The sequence below is a fragment of the Sphingomonas pruni NBRC 15498 genome, assembly GCF_001598455.1.
Taxonomy (GTDB): domain Bacteria; phylum Pseudomonadota; class Alphaproteobacteria; order Sphingomonadales; family Sphingomonadaceae; genus Sphingomonas; species Sphingomonas pruni.
The window spans coordinates 19,621-37,313 of record NZ_BCYZ01000031.1 but is presented as its reverse complement, the minus strand read 5'-3'; the positions used below and the strand labels follow the sequence as shown (position 1 = coordinate 37,313).

Annotated in this window: 22 protein-coding genes; 10 read left to right on the top strand and 12 right to left on the bottom strand. The window is 65.1% G+C overall.

Going from position 1 to position 17,693, the window contains the following annotated elements; translation table 11 throughout:
* Positions 1 to 107: 107 nt before the first annotated feature.
* Positions 108 to 266 (bottom strand): DUF1674 domain-containing protein, encoded by a 159-nt coding sequence (locus tag SPR01S_RS11110; protein ID WP_084251116.1) that lies wholly within the window; start codon positions 264 to 266, stop codon positions 108 to 110.
* A 66-nt stretch (positions 267 to 332) separates the two neighbouring features.
* Between SPR01S_RS11110 and SPR01S_RS11105 the strand changes: the two genes are divergently transcribed.
* Genes SPR01S_RS11105 through purH form a run of 5 tightly spaced genes read left to right on the top strand, consistent with a single transcriptional unit; the run spans position 333 to position 5,816 of the window.
* Positions 333 to 551, top strand: a complete 219-nt coding sequence (locus SPR01S_RS11105) for a hypothetical protein (protein WP_066589462.1) — start codon at positions 333 to 335, stop codon at positions 549 to 551.
* Positions 544 to 1,797, top strand: coding sequence for an RsmB/NOP family class I SAM-dependent RNA methyltransferase (locus SPR01S_RS11100; protein WP_084251112.1), 1,254 nt, complete (start codon positions 544 to 546; stop codon positions 1,795 to 1,797). The genes SPR01S_RS11105 and SPR01S_RS11100 overlap by 8 nt, the downstream gene beginning before the upstream one ends.
* Positions 1,798 to 1,805: 8 nt before the next feature.
* Positions 1,806 to 2,468 (top strand): ribulose-phosphate 3-epimerase, encoded by a 663-nt coding sequence (rpe, locus tag SPR01S_RS11095; RefSeq protein ID WP_066589454.1) that lies wholly within the window; start codon positions 1,806 to 1,808, stop codon positions 2,466 to 2,468.
* The gene (locus tag SPR01S_RS11090; protein WP_066589452.1) at positions 2,465 to 4,189 is read left to right on the top strand and encodes a heparinase II/III family protein; all 1,725 of its coding nucleotides are present in this window, start codon (positions 2,465 to 2,467) and stop codon (positions 4,187 to 4,189) included. Before rpe ends, SPR01S_RS11090 begins: the two co-directional genes overlap by 4 nt.
* A gap of 49 nt (positions 4,190 to 4,238) precedes the next feature.
* Positions 4,239 to 5,816, top strand: coding sequence for a bifunctional phosphoribosylaminoimidazolecarboxamide formyltransferase/IMP cyclohydrolase (gene purH, locus SPR01S_RS11085; RefSeq protein WP_066589449.1), 1,578 nt, complete (start codon positions 4,239 to 4,241; stop codon positions 5,814 to 5,816).
* Between the two features lie 223 nt (positions 5,817 to 6,039).
* Here purH and SPR01S_RS11080 read toward each other — a convergent pair whose 3' ends face one another.
* From SPR01S_RS11080 to SPR01S_RS11030, 11 genes are all read right to left on the bottom strand, one after another.
* Positions 6,040 to 6,540: an MmcB family DNA repair protein gene (locus tag SPR01S_RS11080; RefSeq protein WP_066589447.1), complete on the bottom strand. Its 501-nt coding sequence runs from the start codon at positions 6,538 to 6,540 to the stop codon at positions 6,040 to 6,042.
* A 119-nt stretch (positions 6,541 to 6,659) separates the two neighbouring features.
* Positions 6,660 to 7,331 carry a cell wall hydrolase gene (locus tag SPR01S_RS11075; RefSeq protein ID WP_066589444.1) on the bottom strand — a complete coding sequence of 224 codons (672 nt, stop codon included), beginning with the start codon at positions 7,329 to 7,331 and terminating at the stop codon, positions 6,660 to 6,662.
* Between the two features lie 157 nt (positions 7,332 to 7,488).
* Positions 7,489 to 7,785 (bottom strand): DUF1491 family protein, encoded by a 297-nt coding sequence (locus SPR01S_RS11070; protein ID WP_066589505.1) that lies wholly within the window; start codon positions 7,783 to 7,785, stop codon positions 7,489 to 7,491.
* Between the two features lie 43 nt (positions 7,786 to 7,828).
* Complete coding sequence (locus SPR01S_RS11065) at positions 7,829 to 8,296, bottom strand: PaaI family thioesterase (protein WP_066589437.1); 468 nt, start codon at positions 8,294 to 8,296, stop codon at positions 7,829 to 7,831.
* Positions 8,286 to 8,753 (bottom strand): PTS sugar transporter subunit IIA, encoded by a 468-nt coding sequence (locus tag SPR01S_RS11060; protein WP_066589434.1) that lies wholly within the window; start codon positions 8,751 to 8,753, stop codon positions 8,286 to 8,288. The genes SPR01S_RS11065 and SPR01S_RS11060 overlap by 11 nt, the downstream gene beginning before the upstream one ends.
* 80 nt (positions 8,754 to 8,833) lie before the next feature.
* Positions 8,834 to 9,418 carry a ribosome hibernation-promoting factor, HPF/YfiA family gene (gene hpf, locus SPR01S_RS11055; RefSeq protein ID WP_066589431.1) on the bottom strand — a complete coding sequence of 195 codons (585 nt, stop codon included), beginning with the start codon at positions 9,416 to 9,418 and terminating at the stop codon, positions 8,834 to 8,836.
* Between the two features lie 58 nt (positions 9,419 to 9,476).
* Positions 9,477 to 10,178: a DNA polymerase III subunit epsilon gene (gene dnaQ / locus SPR01S_RS11050; protein ID WP_066589428.1), complete on the bottom strand. Its 702-nt coding sequence runs from the start codon at positions 10,176 to 10,178 to the stop codon at positions 9,477 to 9,479.
* A gap of 8 nt (positions 10,179 to 10,186) precedes the next feature.
* Positions 10,187 to 10,780, bottom strand: a complete 594-nt coding sequence (gene coaE / locus SPR01S_RS11045; protein WP_066589425.1) for a dephospho-CoA kinase — start codon at positions 10,778 to 10,780, stop codon at positions 10,187 to 10,189.
* On the bottom strand, positions 10,777 to 11,580 hold the full coding sequence (aroE, locus tag SPR01S_RS11040) for a shikimate dehydrogenase (protein WP_066589422.1): 804 nt from the start codon (positions 11,578 to 11,580) through the stop codon (positions 10,777 to 10,779). Before aroE ends, coaE begins: the two co-directional genes overlap by 4 nt.
* A complete protein-coding gene (locus SPR01S_RS11035) occupies positions 11,577 to 12,167 on the bottom strand; it encodes a Maf family protein (protein WP_084251110.1) in 591 nt (196 codons plus the stop codon). The genes aroE and SPR01S_RS11035 overlap by 4 nt, the downstream gene beginning before the upstream one ends.
* A complete protein-coding gene (locus tag SPR01S_RS11030; protein WP_066589417.1) occupies positions 12,164 to 12,976 on the bottom strand; it encodes a pyruvate, water dikinase regulatory protein in 813 nt (270 codons plus the stop codon). Before SPR01S_RS11030 ends, SPR01S_RS11035 begins: the two co-directional genes overlap by 4 nt.
* A 289-nt stretch (positions 12,977 to 13,265) precedes the next feature.
* Here SPR01S_RS11030 and hemE point away from each other — a divergent pair, with 289 nt between their 5' ends.
* From hemE to SPR01S_RS11005, 5 genes are all read left to right on the top strand, one after another.
* Positions 13,266 to 14,309, top strand: coding sequence for a uroporphyrinogen decarboxylase (gene hemE, locus SPR01S_RS11025; protein WP_066589415.1), 1,044 nt, complete (start codon positions 13,266 to 13,268; stop codon positions 14,307 to 14,309).
* Positions 14,306 to 14,746 carry a CopD family protein gene (locus SPR01S_RS11020; RefSeq protein WP_066589412.1) on the top strand — a complete coding sequence of 147 codons (441 nt, stop codon included), beginning with the start codon at positions 14,306 to 14,308 and terminating at the stop codon, positions 14,744 to 14,746. The genes hemE and SPR01S_RS11020 overlap by 4 nt, the downstream gene beginning before the upstream one ends.
* Positions 14,747 to 14,897: 151 nt before the next feature.
* A complete protein-coding gene (gene rho / locus SPR01S_RS11015) occupies positions 14,898 to 16,154 on the top strand; it encodes a transcription termination factor Rho (protein ID WP_066589409.1) in 1,257 nt (418 codons plus the stop codon).
* Between the two features lie 176 nt (positions 16,155 to 16,330).
* Complete coding sequence (locus SPR01S_RS11010; RefSeq protein WP_066589407.1) at positions 16,331 to 16,984, top strand: YjbE family putative metal transport protein; 654 nt, start codon at positions 16,331 to 16,333, stop codon at positions 16,982 to 16,984.
* Positions 16,985 to 17,037: 53 nt separating this feature from the next.
* Positions 17,038 to 17,688 carry a YjbE family putative metal transport protein gene (locus tag SPR01S_RS11005; protein ID WP_066589402.1) on the top strand — a complete coding sequence of 217 codons (651 nt, stop codon included), beginning with the start codon at positions 17,038 to 17,040 and terminating at the stop codon, positions 17,686 to 17,688.
* Positions 17,689 to 17,693: the final 5 nt, after the last annotated feature.

Genomic DNA, 17,693 nt, shown 5'->3' with positions numbered 1-17,693 from the left:
TGCCGGGCTCGTCCCGGCATCCACTACGCAGGTTAGCGAGCAGCTAGAGCTCTTTTTCCCCGGCTTGCCGCCCGGTGGACCCCGGCACAAGGCCGGGGTGACGAAGGTTAAAAATCGACCGCGATGCCTTTCAGCGTCCAGTCGCCGTATCGTGTCGGATCCTTGTCGAGCGGATCCTTCTCCGACGGCTCGACCTTCTCCGGCTCAGGCACCGGCGGGCTGGGCGTGAGATAAGCGGGCGGCTTGACGTACGGGGGACGGGGCATGATGGGTCCATTGATTGAACGCTGATCGTCGACGAACCACATCGGCGCAGCAAAGGACCGGCGCAAGTGCCGATCGTGCCGGAGGGCCTGTTGGGCGGTTTCATAGCAGATCTTTTTATCGACACGGTTCTGGACAGCCTGATCTGGGGGACCGGGGCGCTCATCCTGAAAGCATTTCGGCCGGATCGCCCGGTCGGCTATGTGCCCGCCGTCCTCCTCGGACTGATCGTCTGGCTTGCCGCGATCGCTGCATTATTTACGATCGGATATTTCCTGCTTGTCTAATTCCTCGCTTCCCCCCGGCGTTCCCGCGCGCCAGGCCGCGCTTCGTCTGCTCGACGCCGTGCTCCGACGCGGCGAGACGCTCGATCAAGCCGCGCCGCGCGTGCTGTCCAGTCTGAAGGCCGATAACGACCGCGCGTTGGCGCGGGCGATCGCGTCGGAAGTGTTGCGTCATCTGCCGGACCTCGACGCGCTGATCGATTCGGCGACGCAGCGGCCATTGCCGCATGACGCCAAGGCGCGGTTCGCGCTGCGCATCGCGCTCGCCCAGTCGCTGCGACTGGGAACGCCGGGGCATGCCGCGATCTCGACCGTACTGCCGCTGGTCGATGGGGGCCCGCGCAAATTGGTCCATGGCGTGTTCGGCACGCTCGACCGGCGCAAGGCAACCCTGCCCGAACCGCCGACCTTGCCCGACGCGGTCGCCCTGCGTTGGCAAGCCGCCTGGGGCGACGATGTCGTGCTGGCGGCGCGGCGCGCGATGGCCGAACCGCCGCCGGTCGACCTCACGCTGCGCGGCGAAGAGGGGCCGGAAGGCCTCGAACTGATGCCCAGCCAGCGCCGCCTGCCGCGCGGCACCGCGATCCCCGATCTGCCGGGCTTCGCCGAGGGCGACTGGTGGGTGCAGGATTTGTCCGCCGCCATCCCGGCCCGTTTGCTCGGCCCGGGGAAGGGGAGCGTGATCGACGCATGCGCCGCACCCGGCGGCAAGACAATGCAGCTGGCCGCCGCGGGATGGTCGGTCACCGCGGTCGACGCGTCGGAAAGTCGTCTGGCACGACTCCGCGACAATTTGGCGCGTACCAGGCTCAGCGCGGAGATCGTCACCGCCGATGTCGCTTTCTGGTCGCCGCCGGCGCCGGTCGACGCGGTTTTGCTCGACGCGCCGTGCAGCGCGACCGGAATCTTTCGCCGCCATCCCGACGTGCTTCATCGCGTCCACCCGGCGATCATCGAGGAAGCGGCGCATCTTCAGCGCCAATTGCTGGTCCAGGCGGCAGGCTGGGTGAAGAAGGGCGGCAAGCTGGTCTACGCGACCTGCTCGCTCGAGCGCGAGGAAGGGGAGGAGCAAGTCGAGACGTTCCTCGCCGCCAATCCCGATTTCGCGATCGATCCGGTCCGCGCCGACGAGCTGCCGGCCGGAATCGTGCCCGATCCGCGCGGCTGGGTACGCATTCTGCCAGGCGCGCTGGCCGAGCAGGGCGGATGCGACGGCTTCTTCATTGCCCGATTCGCGAGGGCCGGTTAGAGCAAGCCATGTCCAAGCCCGTCCGTATTGCGCCGTCGATCCTGAGTGCCGATTTCGCCAAACTGGGCGAGGAAGTACGCGCGATCGACGCCGCCGGTGCCGACTGGATTCATGTCGATGTAATGGATGGACATTTCGTCCCCAACATCACGATCGGGCCGCAAGTGGTGAAGGCGATCCGCCCGCACACCGCCAAGCCGCTCGACGTCCATCTGATGATCGCGCCGGTCGATCCCTATCTCGACCAGTTCGCAGAAGCGGGCGCCGATACGATCTCGATCCATGTCGAGGCCGGGCCGCACACGCATCGCAGCCTTCGCCATATCCGCAGCCTGGGCAAGCGCGCCGGTGTCGTGCTGACTCCGCAGACCCCGGCCAAGGCGCTCGACTACCTGCTCGAGGAAGTCGATCTGGTGCTGGTGATGAGCGTCAATCCCGGCTTTGGCGGGCAGAGCTTCATTCCTTCGGCGCTGCGCAAGATCGAAGCGATCCGCAAGATGATCGACAAGCAGGGGCTGGATGTCGACCTGGAAGTCGATGGCGGAATCGATCGCGAGACCGCGCCCCAGGTAATCGCGGCGGGTGCTGACGCGTTGGTCGCCGGTACCGCCACTTTCCGCGGCGGGCCAGGCGCCTATGCCGCCAACATCGCGGCGTTGAGGGACGGGTGAGCGAGGAACACGCGTCAGACGGGATCGACGAAGGCAAGCGGCTGATCCGCATCGGAAGCAGCGCCGGCCTGTCGCTTGCCGACCGCGTCGCCGAGCGCTTCCGTAAACTGACTTGGCGCACGCCGCTCCATGCGTTTCGGCTGCGCGGTCGCCATCCGCTCAAGCTGGTCGCTGTGCCCGAGGATCCGTTCGTCGGCGATCCGCGTCGCGGCAATGCGCTGCTCGACGGTCGGGTCGCGTTCCGCGGCGACAGCGTGGCGATCGCCGATCTCGATTTCGCCAAGCCCGACTGGTCGAAACCGCTGGCGCATTACCTCCACAGCTTCGCCTGGTTGCGCGACCTGTCGACCGTGGCGACGCGCCCAATCGGCGTGCCGATCGCCGAGACGATCATGCGGCTGTGGCTGGAAGTCCATGCCGATAAGGTCAGCGAACCCGCCTGGACGCCGGAATTGTGGGGCCGCCGCATTCTTCACTGGACCGCGCACGCACCGCTGATCCTGTCGTCGTCCGATCTGGTCTATCGCAGCAAGGTGCTCAACACGCTGGCGCGCGGCGCGCGGCACCTCGATCGCAGCGCCGACAAGGCGCCCGCCGGGGTCGCGCGGATCGCGGCCTGGTGTGGGGTGATCTGTGCGGGGCTGCTGATCCCGGGGGGCGATCCGCGCCGCCAGATCGGCGAAGACGGCCTGGAAAAGGCGATCGAGAGCGCCGTCTATGAGGATGGCGGGGTGATTGCGCGCGCGCCGCTGGCCCAGGTCGACATCATCATGCTGCTGACCATGTTGCGCGAGGCCTATACCGCGCGCCGGCTGGCACCGCCTGCGGCCTTATCCGCCGCGCTGGGCCGGATGGTTCCGGCGTTGCAGGGTGTGTGCCACGGCGACCATGGTCTCTCCAGCTGGCAGGGCGGCGGCCCGATCCGCGGCGAGCGGATCGACGAGATCGTTGCGGCGACCGGCGTGCGCGCGCGGCCGCTGCGCCAGGCGCGCGACTGGGGCTATCAACGCCTGGCGCAGGGCGAGGCGGTGGTGATCGTCGATGCCGCGCCGCCCCCGGTGTCACGGCTGGCCGAAGGTGGCTGCGCCTCGACCCTGGCGCTGGAGATGTCCGACGGCGCCGAGCGGCTGATCGTCAATTGCGGCGGCGCCCGTTCGGCGATCGCACAGATCCCGGCGACCTTGTCCGAAGGGCTGCGCACCACCGCGGCGCATTCGACTTTGGTGGTCGGCGACAGCAATTCGACCGCGATCCACGCCGACGGGACGTTGGGCAAGGGCGTCGCCGAGGTCGAACTGGCGCGGCAGGAGAGCAACGGCGCCAGCCGGCTGGAGGCGAGCCATGACGGCTATGCCCGTCGGTTCGGATTCCTCCACCGCCGCCAGTTGCTGCTGGCCAGCGACGGCCGCGAATTGCGCGGCGACGACATGCTGTTGCCGGCCGGGCGCAAGCGCAAGGTCGGCACGATCCCGTTCGCGATCCGCTTCCATCTGGGGGCAGGGGTCGAGGCGGCGCCGACCGCTGACGGCATGGCGGCACTTCTGCGCTTGCCGTCGGGACGGCTGTGGCAATTCCGCTGCCGCGGCGGATCGCTGACGATCGAAGAAAGTTTGTGGATCGATCCCGATGGGCGGCCGGTCTCCACCCAGCAATTGGTGGTGAGCGGCGAGGCGGCGGCGGGCGGCGAGAATATCAGCTGGGCCTTGAAGCGCGCGACCTGATCGGCAATGGGGGCGGCGTCTGCTTCCCAGCCCAACACAGGAAATCGCCATGGCCACCGATATCGTCCCCATCCGGCGGGCGCTGCTGTCCGTTTCAGACAAGACCGGAATCGTCGAGCTGGCCACGGGACTTGCCGCCAAAGGCGTTGAACTGGTTTCAACCGGGGGCACTGCCAAGGCGCTGCGCGACGCCGGGCTGAGCGTCCGCGACGTGTCAGATTTGACCGGTTTCCCCGAGATGATGGATGGGCGGGTCAAGACACTCCACCCGATGGTCCATGGCGGCCTGCTCGCGGTGCGCGACGATCCCGCACATGCCAAGGCGATGGACGAGCATGCGATCGGCGCGATCGATCTGGTCGTGGTCAATCTCTATCCGTTCGCCCAGACGGTGGCCAAGGGTGCCGAGCGCGACGAGATCATCGAAAATATCGATATCGGCGGTCCGTCGATGGTGCGCTCGGCGGCGAAGAACCATGCCTTTGTCGCGATCGTCACCGACCCTGCGGACTATGCGCTGCTCGACAAGGGCGAGACGACGTTCGACGAGCGCAAGAAGCTCGCCGCCAAGGCCTTCGCTGCAACCGCGACCTATGATTCGATGATCGCGAGCTGGTTCGGATTCGCCGATCAGGGTCAGATGTTCCCGGAAACGCTGCCGGTCGTGCTCAACCAGCCGACGGTGCTGCGCTATGGCGAGAATCCGCACCAACAGGCTGCGTTCTACCGTCATGCCGGTCCCTCCGCGCGCGGCATCGGCCAGGCACGGCAAGTGCAGGGCAAGGAGCTCAGCTACAACAACCTCAACGACGCCGACGCCGCGCTCCAGCTCGTCGCCGAGTTCCGCGATGCCGCGCCGACCTGCGTCATCGTCAAGCATGCCAATCCCTGCGGTGTCGCGACCGCGGCGAGCCTTGAGACCGCTTATGCCGAGGCGTTCGCCTGCGACACGGTATCGGCGTTCGGCGGAATCATCGCGGTGAACCGGCCGCTCGATGCCGCCACGGCACGCCAGATCACCGGGATCTTCACCGAAGTCGTGGTCGCGCCCGACGCCGACGAGGAAGCGCTGGCGCTGTTCGCGGCCAAGAAGAACCTGCGGCTTCTGCTGACCGGCGAATTGCCCGATCCGGCGCGGGGCGGGTTGGACGTCAAGTCGATCACCGGCGGCTGGCTGGTCCAGGGACGCGACAATGGCCGGATCACCGCGGCCGACCTCAAGACGGTGACCAAGCGCCAGCCGACGCCTCAGGAACTCGCCGATTGCCTGTTCGCCTGGACGGTGGCCAAGCACGTCAAGTCGAATGCCATCGTCTATGCCAAGGACGGCGCTACCGCCGGGGTCGGCGCGGGGCAGATGAATCGACTCGAATCGGCGCGCATCGCCGCCTGGAAAGCCAAGGACGCCGCCGACAAGGCCGGCTGGGCGACGCCGCGCACGATCGGCTCCGCCGTTGCATCGGACGCCTTCTTCCCGTTCGCGGATGGCTTGTTGGCCGCAGTCGAGGCGGGTGCCACCGCGGTCATCCAGCCGGGCGGATCGATCCGCGACGATGAGGTCATCGCGGCGGCCGACGAAGCTGGGCTGGCAATGGTGTTCACCGGGATGCGCCACTTCCGGCATTGATTTTTTGGTTTACGCGAAGGCGCAAAGGCGCAAAGAAGAGTGGATCGATTTCTCGCAGAGGCGCGGAGGGCGCAGAGGCGTTTCAGCTCTGCGCTGCCGGTAGACTCATTTGCGATGAATGGACGGCGAGCCTCGCAAAGCGAGGCTCTCTAAAACTCTGCGCTCTCTGCGCCTCCGCGCGAAAAAAATCTTTGTGCCTTAGCGCCTTTGCGTGACTCAAAATTCACTCGGCCTGTAGCAGGAACCCCAGTTCGGGATCGGCCAAGCCGCTAGCCCTACGCGCTGCACGGCGGGCAAAGGCGAGGGTGCACTTCTTGCGCCCCGGCGTGCTCAGCGGATGAGTGGCAGCTTCGCGCAGGATCGCTGCGTCGTAGCGGTCGGCGATGATCACGCCCGAGCGTTCGGGGAGGAAGGCTTCGCCGTGGAGCGGCCCATGGTCGAAGCCATCGGGGACCGCCCAGAAGAAGCGGTCGCAATGATCGAGATAGTCGAACCATTTGCCGTCGCCGAGCAGATCGGCGCGCGACACCTTGATCTCGACGATGACGATCTGCCCGCGCGAATCGATCGCCATGATGTCGGCGCGGCGCCCGCCGTCGAGCGGGACTTCGGTCATCGCCGCGAGATCGTGGCGGGCGAGCATGCGAATGACGCCGCGCGCGACATCAGCCGCGCACAGCGCCTCGGTTCCTGTCGGAGGACAGCGGGGAGACGCATCGAGCATCTCTTCGCTTTAGAACATCACAGGAACATCGTGAAGACGTGTTTTTCGTTTGGCGGCAGCCAAACGAGCGGTACCAGCCCGCTCGGGCTGGTGCCGCGCATGCGCGCTAACGCATCAGATCAGCGAAAGAAGACGTGATTGCCGATCGTGGCGACGCGCGGACGACCCCAGCCCGGCGAGACGCGGCGGGCGTGGAAATAGAGTGCGCCGGGAGTGGGATTATCCCATTCCTTGTCCATCGCGACCTGCGCGATGGCCATCGCGGTACGATATTGCGCGGCCGAGCGAATCGCCGGGATCGTCCCGCCCCGGATGAACGAGAATTGCCCCGGCTGCTTGACGACGCCGCAGATCGTGCGCGGGAAACGGCCCGAATTGGTGCGGTTGATGATCACGTTGGCGACAGCGAGCTGGCCCGACAGCGGCTCGCCCTTGGCTTCGAAATAAACCGCGCCGGCAAGGCACGACAATTCGGAGTCGGCGCCCTCTTCAACATCCTGCCCGGCGACTGCGGCGGCCAGGCTGGCGAACTGGAGCCCCTGCGCGGGGGCCGGCGCCGTCGTCCGGACCTCATTGGAGGACGTCGTCGCGCTGTCGCCCGGTTCGATCGATGGAACCGGCTTGGGGACTGACGGGTTTATAGCGGACGTAGTGGCCGTGGTGGCGATTGCCGGGATCAGCGTCGCATCGCGATCCGCACCCAGGGCCTTGCTCGATGCGGTAAAACCGGCGAGCGTGGTTAGTGCAATGAACGTCGCCGCGAGGCTCGCGGCGCGAGAGGAAAACAGCATTTAGACTTGCTAAAGTGCGGTTGGGGCGCGGACGCGATCGCAAGAAATAGGATCGCCCGGACCACCACCCGACTGCGTAACCGTTAGGGATCGCACCCCATCGCGGCGCAACGCGGATAATTGGTGGATGAGCCCTTTAATTGTGCAACGCAGCAGGTCAATCGCCGATGAGCATTTCAGCGGCGAACCGTTCCGCCTGCGGGATATCCAGTTCCACTACCCACAGGTCGGGATCGTTTCGGCGCCGTTTCGTCCAATAATCGGTCAGTTCCTGCGGGTCACCTTCCGGCCCGACGGCGATCAGCTCGACATTGCCGCTCGGGCCGATCCCGCGTTCCCACAGCCGGGCGTGCTGGCCGCGATCCTGCGCGACCACTAGCACGGCGCCGGCGGTCGCGTCCCCCTTGGCCAGGACGGTGGCGAAGCCGCCTGCCCAGTTCGCGCGGCGTACCATCGCATTGACCAGCGCGCCGGTCGTAAGCCGCGCCTGGGCCACGCTAGCTTCGATATCCGGGCAGGCCGGCGAGCGGGATCGAGGAGCGCATGAACGTGCCAGTGCCGCGCGCAACTTCCTCGCCATGCTCATCGATCAGCCGCGCCTCGCCGACGAACACGCGCCGCTGGCCGCTGACCCACTTCCCCTCGGCGATCACCGGGCCCACTTTCAGCGGCCGGGTGAACAGCAGGTTGAACGCGGTGGTAAGGAGGAAGCGATCGGTGACGAGGCTGTTGCAGGCATAAAAGGCGGCATCGTCGAGCATCTTGAAATAGCTCGTGCCATGCGCCGCGCCACCGGCATGATAATGCTGTTCGCCGATTTCGAAATGGATTCGCGCGATGCCGCTTTCGGGAATCTCCAGCCGCGATTTGAACAATTGATTGATCGGGGCCGCGGCATAAAGCGATTCGAGCGCGCGAAAATGCGCCTGGGCACCCGAATCCACGCCACCCGATTCAGGCGGCATCCCTGGCCTCGTCCTGGGTCAGCAGGAAATAGAGCGCGTCCTTCGACCCCGCGCCGCGCAATTTCGCCACGAACGCGACGTCGCGCAGCAGCCGCGACACCCGCGCCAGCGCCTTGAGGTGGGCGGCCCCCGCATCGGGCGGTGAGAACAGCGCGAACACCAGGTCGACCGGCAGATCGTCGACCGCGGTGAAATCGATCGGGCGTGCCATCCGGACGAACACGCCGTGGATCGCATCGATCCCCTCGATCCGCGTATGCGGGATGGCAATGCCGCCACCGAACCCGGTCGAACCGAGTTTCTCGCGCTGGGCGAGCCCCTCGGCCGCGGCCTTGGCGTCCACGCCATAAGCCGTCGCAGCCAGCGCGCCGATCTGCTGGAACAGCATTTTCTTGCTCGCCGCCGCCAGCCCCTCGGCAACCGCCTCGGGCCGGATCAGGTCCGACAGGTCGATCATATCCCGCTCTCTACTTCATCATGGTCGCATCGTCTTGTGCGGAAAGCCCGTATCGGCTTTCCGCACGATGCCCTTATCCGTCAGCTGGCGCGCTGCGGCTCTACCCAGCCGATCGTGCCGTCGCCGCGGCGATAGACCATGTTGTACGACCCCGTCCCGCTATTCTTGAACATCAGCGCCTGGGTGTTGCGCAGATCGAGCATCATCACCGCGTCGGACACTGATGCCTCCGGCACGTCGACTCGGGTTTCGGCGATGATCAGTGGCGAATCCCCCGCCTCGTCCTCGTCGGTCGATTCCTGGAACAGGGTGTAGCCGGCATTGGCATCGGCTTCGGCCTCGCCGTTGACGACAGCCGTGCCTGCCTTGCGATCCTTCAGCCGGCGCATGTAGCGGCGCAATTGCTTCTCGATCTTGTCGGCCGATCCGTCGAATGCGCCGTGCGCGTCGTTGCCGTCGTTGCTGGCCTTGAGCACGAGGCCGTGCATGACGTGCGCGACGACGTCACATTTGAATCGATTGTCGTGCGGGCCTTTCCCGAAAGTCACCTGGGCAGAGATGGCGCGCGAGAAATATTTGTCCGCAATACCCTGGAGGCGATCCTGGACATGGCTCTTCAGCGCTTCGCCCGTTTCAACCTGATGTCCCGAGACACGGATATCCATTTTCTCTTCTCCATTCTTGGCGACGGTGGCGCATTCGCCTTGTCCCTCGCAACGCGCGTCAACCGGACGCCTCGGCCCCCCATAAAGGGTTTTTGAGCGTCGCCACGAACCCGGCGTGGCGCGCCAGTTCCTCCGCGCTCGGCTCGAACACACGCATCGGCCGCGGTTGGGCGGCGCGCGGATCGATCTCGACCACGGAGATCTCGATCGTCTCCTCGATTTCGCTGACCAGGGTCAGGCCGATCTGACGGCCGCCGGTCAGCTCGACATAGACTTGCGACAGCAATTGCGCGTCGAGCAACGCTCCGTGAAGCACGCGGTGGCTCCGGTCGATGCCGTAGCGGGCACACAGAGCGTCGAGCGAATGTTTGGCGCCCGGATGGCGCTGACGCGCCATCGCCACGGTGTCGATCATGCGGTCGAGCGAAATGATGTCCCGGCCGATCCTGCCGAGCTCGCCGTTCAGGAAGCCGAAGTCGAAACTGGCGTTGTGCGCGACCAGCCGCGAATCATCGCCCAGGAACTCGAGCAACTCGTCGACCTTTTCGTGGAAGCGCGGCTTGTCGGACAGGAACACGTCGGACAAGCCGTGGACGCGGAACGCCTCGACCGGCATCGGCCGTTCGGGATTGAAATAGAGGTGGAAACTGCGCCCGGTCTCGACGCGATTGATCATCTCTATACACCCGATCTCGACCATACGGTCGCCCCCGCTGAAGGAGAGGCCGGTGGTTTCGGTGTCGAAGACGATTTCGCGCATTTGTCCTTTTATCGGTCTTGGCTGGCACGGACGCAAGCTATCACCCTACGCACGGCGGCGCGGGTTTGATCCATCGGGCAATCGGTTGCGATGATATGGTCGGCGCGCGCTCTTTTTTCCGCATCGGGGGTCTGGCGGGCGAGAATGTCGGCGAGGCGGTCGCGCGTCATGCCGGGGCGCGCCAGGACGCGCGCCTGCTGGGTTGCGGCGTCGGCGGAGACCACCACGACCAGGTCGACATTGCGGTCGCCACCGGTCTCGAACAGCAAGGGAATGTCGAACACGACCATGTCGTCGTCGCCATGTCGTGCCAGAAACGCGGCGCGTTCCTCGCCGACCGCGGGGTGGACGATCGCCTCCAGCCGCTTGATCGCCGCGTCGTCACCGAACACCAGCGCTCCGAGTTCGGCGCGGTCGACGCCATCCGGACCGGTGGTGCCGGGAAACGCCGCCTCGATCGCCGGCAGCAACCGGCCGCCGGGGCCCTGCAGCCGGCGCACCGTCGCGTCGGCATCGAATACCGCAATCCCTTCATCGGCGAACATCTGCGCCACCGCCGATTTGCCCATCCCGATCGATCCGGTGAGGCCGATCGTCTTCATGACGTCAGCAGGGCCCTGAGCTCGTCATCGCGTTCGCGCGGGGGCTCGGCGCCGAACAACAGTTCGAACGCCAACGCCGCCTGGCCGATCAGCATCTCGAGCCCGTCCACCGTGTCGAGATCGCGTGCTCGCGCCGCCTTGAGCAATCCGGTTTCGAGCGGAGCATAAACGATGTCGTACACGACGGCGTCGTCCGGCAGCGGCGACAGATCGAGATCGAGGGGCGGCTGCCCCGCCATGCCGAGCGAGGTGGCGTTGACCAGCAAGGCGGCGGGCGGCAGCGGCGCGTCCAGCTTGAGCGCATCGCCCTTGAGCCCGAAACTGGCCAGCAGGGCGGCACCTTTAAGCGGATTGCGGTTGAGCAACGTGACTCGCCCGACTCCGACACGCGACAGCGCGAACAGGATCGCGCGCGCCGCGCCGCCTGCTCCGATCACCACCACCGGCTGGCCGGCGAGATCCAGCCCCGAGATCGGCGCATAGAATCCGGCCGCGTCGGTATTGGTCCCGACCAAAGCGCCCTCGGAACGGAACGCCAGATTGATCGCACCGATCGATTGCTTAACCCCACCGCGATCCTCGACAAAGGCGAGCGCGGTCTCCTTGTGCGGAATGGTGATGTTGCAACCGAGCCAATCGGGATCGGCCGCGCGGGTGGCGAAATAGTCGGCCAGCCCCTCGGGCGTGACATGGGTGGCGCAATATTCGCCGTCGAGTCCCAGCGCCTTCAGCCAGAAACCATGGATCAGCGGCGATTTGGAATGGCTGATCGGGTCGCCGATCACTTCGGCATATTTCATGACGTCATTTCCCCCCGGATGCGTAGATAGTCGAGCACCGGAAGCAGCGGCATGCCGAGCACGGTGAAATGGCTGCCCTCGATCCGGCCGAACAATTGGACGCCCGGGCCTTCGATGCGGAAACAGCCGACACAGCCGGCGATCGCCGGCCATTCGAGGTCGAGATAGGCCTGGATGAAGGCGTCCGACAGCGGCCGTACGAACAGCCGCGCGCGGTCGACGTGACGCCAGACCGGGCGACCCTGTTCGGCGATCACCGCCGCGCTCCACAAGGCGTGCTCGCCATTGGACATGGCACGAAGATGATCGCCGGCCTGTTCCCGCGTCAGCGGCTTGTCGAGCAGCCTGCCGTCGGCGAGCGCGACGATCGAATCGCTGCCCAGCACCAACGCCGTAGGATTTGCCTGCGATACCTTCAGTGCCTTCAGTTCGGCGAGCGCGTCGGCGATGTCGCGCGCCGGTTGGCCAGCCATTGCCGCCTTGACGCCATCTTCGTCGACCCGCGCAGGCTCAGCGACATAAGTGACGCCGGCGGCATCGAGCATCGCTCGCCTGGACGCACTTTGCGAGGCGAGGATCACCGTCATTCGTCCCCCGTCTGGTCGTTGATCAAGGCGACGATCGCCGCCGCGGTCTCCTCGATCGAGCGCCGCGTGACGTCGATCACCGGCCAGCCATTGTCGGCGAACATTCGCCGCGCGAAAGCGACTTCGCGAGTCACGGCTTCCTGATCGACATAGGCGGTCTCCGGCGATTGATTCAGCGACAGCAGGCGATTGCGCCGCACCTGGATCAGGCGATCGGCGCTGGTCGTCAGCCCGACGACGATCGGATGTTTCAGCTCGAACAATTTGGCCGGCGGCGGGCTTTCCGGAACGATCGGGATATTGGCGGTCTTGTAACCGCGATTGGCGAGGTAGATCGAGGTCGGGGTCTTCGAGGTGCGCGATACCCCGGCAAGCACGATGTCGGCCTCTTCCCAATTCTCCCAGCCGATGCCGTCGTCATGCGCGATGGTGAACTGGATCGCGTCGACCCGCGCGAAATAGGCGGCATCGAGCACGTGCTGGCGGCCGGGCCGCGCCTTCGCCTGCTGGCCGAGCAGATTGGACAGAGCGTCGTTGACCGGATCGAGCGGTGCCACTGCGGGCAGGCCGAGCGCACGACATCGCGTCTCCAGCGCGCGACGCATCTCGCTCGAGACCAAGGTGAACAGCACCAGCCCGGGATTATGCGCGATTTCCTGCAGGATACGCTCGAGATGCGCCTCGCTCCTGACCATCGGCCAGAAATGCCGGATCGTCTCGACATCGTCATATTGGGCAAGCGCCGCCTTGGCGATGTTCTCCAGCGTCTCGCCGGTGGAATCGGACAGGAGGTGTAAATGGAGCCGCATTTTACCGGCGCGCTGAAAAGCCTGTGGGCAACATCGGTAAAACCGCTAGCGCAACTCGCCCCGGCGGCCAAGCGATGCCCGGCCGTGGAAAAATGGGTCACTCATCCACAACGTCATCGACAGGCAACATTTCCCCGCACAAGCTGTGGATTACGGGGATGAGCCAACGGGAATCGGCGCGCTTGCGTGACTCCGCTGCGGTCAAGCTGTTGGCATTTGCGGGATGAACGCATAAGCCCCGGCATTCACCGGCCAACAACTACAACAACCTTCTTATCTATCTTCCTATATGATTCTTGGGACGGCTCAGATTCCGGAAAAACCCCTACTCGCGACGTTGCGCGGCGAGCGCCAGGACGTGCCTCCCATCTGGCTGATGCGCCAGGCGGGTCGGTATCTGCCCGAATATCGCGACCTTCGCGAAAAGAAGGGCGGATTCCTCGATCTCGCCACCGATAGCGAGGCGGCGTGCGAGATCACGCTGCAGCCGGTGCGGCGCTTCGGGATGGACGGGGCGATCCTGTTCTCCGACATCTTGATGGTGCCCTGGGCGCTGGGACAGCGTCTGTGGTTCGAACAAGGCGAAGGACCGCGCCTGGCACCCGGGCTGGTCGATACCGCGCTCAGCGCGCTTCAGGCGGTGCCGGAGCGGCTGGAGCCGGTATACGAGACGGTGCGCCGCGTGGTCGCGCAGTTATCCGCCGAAACGACGATGCTGGGGTTCGCCGGCAGCCCATGGACGGTCGCCACCTATATGGTCGCCGGACAAGGCAGCCGCGACCAGGGCGAGACGCGGCGGCTGGCCTATCGCGATCCCCAGGCATTCCAGGCGATCGTCAGCGCGATCGAGACGCTGACGATCGACTATCTGTCGAAGCAGATCGAAGCGGGTGCCGAGGCGGTGCAATTGTTCGACAGCTGGGCGGGCAGCCTGGCGCCGAGCGAATTCGAGCGCTGGGTGATCGCCCCGACCGCGCGCATCGTCGCGGCGCTGGCCGAGCGTCATCCGGATACGCCGGTGATCGGCTTTCCCAAGGGCGCGGGCGCGAAGCTCGCTGCTTATGCGCGCGAGACCCGGGCCGACGCGATCGGACTGGACGAGACGGTCGATCCGGTCTGGGCGAATTACGTGTTGCCGCAGGGGTTGCCGGTGCAGGGCAATCTCGATCCGCTCGCGCTGATCACCGGCGGTGACGCCATGACATCGGCCGCACGCGGCATCCTTGCGGCATTCGCCGACCGCCCGCATATCTTCAACCTGGGCCATGGCATCCTGCCCGACACGCCGATCGCGCATGTCGAGCAGCTTCTGGACTTCGTAAGGAACCGATGATGGAATTCCTCGCCTCGATCTATCTGTGGCTCAAGGCGGCGCACGTCATTTTCGTGATCTTCTGGATGGCCGGGCTGTTCATGCTGCCGCGCTATCTGGTCCATCACCAGGACTCGCTCGGCACGCCCGAGGCGGCGAAATGGGTCGTTCGCGAGACGAAGCTGCGCAAGATAATCATGACTCCGTCGATGATCCTGGTGTGGGTGTTCGGGCTGACCATCGCGACCGTCGGTCAGCATTGGAACGAGGGCTGGCTCCACGCCAAGCTGCTGCTGGTGATCGTGATGAGCGGCTATCACGGCTGGATGACCGGCTATGCCAAGAAGCTCGCCGGCGGCAAGGCGACATTGACCTCGAAGCAGCTCCGCCTGATCAACGAACTTCCTGCCCTGTTTGTAGCGCTGATCGTGATCCTGGTAGTGGTGAAACCGTTCTGATCGCCTTGACTTGAGGGAATCCGCTCCATAGATCGTGGAGAAGAGCGGTGCCCTTCGGGACGCTCGCTCTCCTCCTTCCTCCAGCATCGTCGCGGTCCTCGCCGACAGAAGCTCGAAAAATCTCCCCCAAGACACCCGGATTACACCCGAAATGCATCTTAAAGACCTCAAGAAGAAACCCCCCGCCGGGCTGGTCGCGATGGCCGAGGAGCTGGGGGTCGAGAGCGCGTCGACCCTGCGCAAGCAGGATCTGCTGTTCGCGATCCTCAAGGAACAGGCCGAGAATGGCGACCAGATCATGGGCCTGGGCACGATCGAAGTGCTGCCCGATGGTTTCGGTTTCCTGCGCAGCCCCGAGGCGAATTACCTCGCCGGCCCCGACGACATCTACATCTCGCCCAACCAGGTCCGCAAATTCGGCCTGCGTACCGGCGACACGGTCGAAGGCGAGATCCGCGCGCCCAAGGATGGCGAGCGCTATTTCGCGCTGACGCGGCTCACCAGCGTCAATTTCGACGATCCCGACGCGGTCCGCCATCGCGTCAATTTCGACAACCTCACCCCGCTCTATCCCGAACAGAAGCTGACGCTCGATCAGCTCGATCCGACGATCAAGGACAAGTCGGCACGGGTGATCGACATCGTCAGCCCGCAAGGCAAGGGCCAGCGTACGTTGATCGTCGCCCCGCCGCGCGTGGGCAAGACGGTGATGCTGCAGAACATCGCCAAGGCGATCACCGACAACCACCCCGAAGTCTTCCTGATCGTGCTGCTCATCGACGAGCGTCCGGAAGAAGTCACCGACATGCAGCGCAGCGTGAAGGGCGAGGTCGTCTCCTCGACCTTCGACGAACCCGCGCAGCGCCACGTCCAGGTCGCCGAAATGGTGATCGAAAAGGCCAAGCGCCTGGTCGAGCACAAGAAAGACGTCGTTATCCTGCTCGACTCGATCACCCGTCTCGGCCGCGCCTACAACACCGTCGTGCCGTCATCGGGCAAGGTGCTGACCGGCGGTGTCGACGCCAACGCGCTGCAGCGTCCGAAGCGCTTCTTCGGCGCCGCGCGCAACATCGAGGAAGGCGGCTCGCTGTCGATCATCGCCACCGCGCTGATCGATACCGGCAGCCGTATGGACGAAGTCATCTTCGAAGAATTCAAGGGCACCGGTAACTCGGAAATCGTCCTCGATCGCAAGGTTGCCGACAAGCGCATCTTCCCGGCGATGGACGTCGGCAAGTCCGGTACGCGCAAGGAAGAGCTGTTGGTCGAGAAGAGCAAGCTCTCCAAGATGTGGGTGCTGCGTCGTATCCTGATGCAGATGGGCACCACCGACGCGATGGAGTTCCTGCTCGACAAGATGAAGGATTCGAAGACCAACGAGGACTTCTTCGACAGTATGAACCAGTGAGCGACCGGGATTAGCGCTCGCTAATCCCCGGACTCGCTCCTGGTCGGCCGGCTGACCGTAGGTCCGACCGACGGCGCGAATTCACTTCGCGCCGCAACCCGAACCCGAGAAAACGGCGCGGCCAACCCCGCGCCGTTTTCATTTGCGCCCCTGCCTCTCGCTGCTACCCCATCCCCATGCCGATCATCGACATTTCCGACGTCTTCACTGCCGCGGGGCTCGCCGCGCTCGGCCAGGTCATCATGATCGACCTGATGCTGGCGGGCGACAATGTCGTCGTGCTCGGGACTCTCGCGGCCGGCCTGCCTGAGAAGGATCGCAAGCGGGTCCTGTCGATCGGCGTCGGCGTCGCGTTGCTCTGCCTGGTCATCTTCGCCTTCGTCGCGACGCAATTGCTCCATGTGGTCGGGCTGCTGTTCGCCGGCGGCGTGCTGTTGCTATGGGTGGCGTGGAAGTTGTTCCGCGAGCTTCAGCACGCACGGCACCATGACAAGGCTGTCGCGGCGAACGCAGCCACCCCCGCCCGCGCGCCAAAGAGCTTCGCCAAGGCGGCGTTCCAGGTCGCGCTCGCCGATCTGTCGATGAGCCTCGATAATGTGCTCGCGGTAGCCGGTGCGGCGCGCGACCATCCGACGGTGCTGCTCTTCGGGCTGGCACTGTCGGTCACGCTGATGGCGATCGCTGCCAATTATATCGCGCGGCTGATCGAGCGCTATCACTGGATCGCCTATCTGGGACTGGTAGTGATCCTCTATGTCGCGGGTTCCATGATCCATGAAGGCATCGTCGATCCGGCTATCGGGTTGGGGCGACTGTTCGGCTGGATCTGAGTTCGAACCCTCAGGGAACAACCCATGCCCTGGCGGGCTTGTAGAGTCCGCGCATGGACATCGCCGCTCTCTTTTCCGCCCAATCGCTCGCCGTCCTGGGCGAAGTGGTGGTGATCGACCTCGCCTTGGCGGGCGACAATGCGGTGGTGGTAGGCTCGCTCGCCGCCGGCCTGCCCAAGGAACAGCAGCGCAAGGTCATCATCGCCGGGACGGTCGCGGCGCTGGTGCTGCGTATCGGGTTCGCGTTGATAGCGACCTATATGATTCATTTCATTGGCGTTCTTGCTGCGGGCGGATTGTTGCTCCTGTGGGTCGCGTGGAAATTATGGCGCGAATTGCGGCATAGCGCCTCGCAGGACGGCAAGGACGGCAAAAAGGCCAAGACCTTCGGCGGCGCGGTCGTCGCGGTTGCACTCGCCGATGTCAGCATGAGTTTGGACAATGTGCTGGGTGTCGCCGGCGCGGCGCGCGATCACCCCGCCATCCTGATCTTCGGGCTGATCTTCTCTGTCGCGCTGATGGGGCTGGCCGCCAACTTCATCGCGCGGATCATCGATCGCCATCGCTGGATTGCCTATGTCGGGCTGGTGGTGATCCTATGGGTCGCCTGTTCGATGATCTATGACGGCCTGACCGACCAGCGCCTAGGCGTGCTGCCGGCGCTGGGGGTCGAACTTAAGTTACCACAGCTACTTAAAATATAACGATA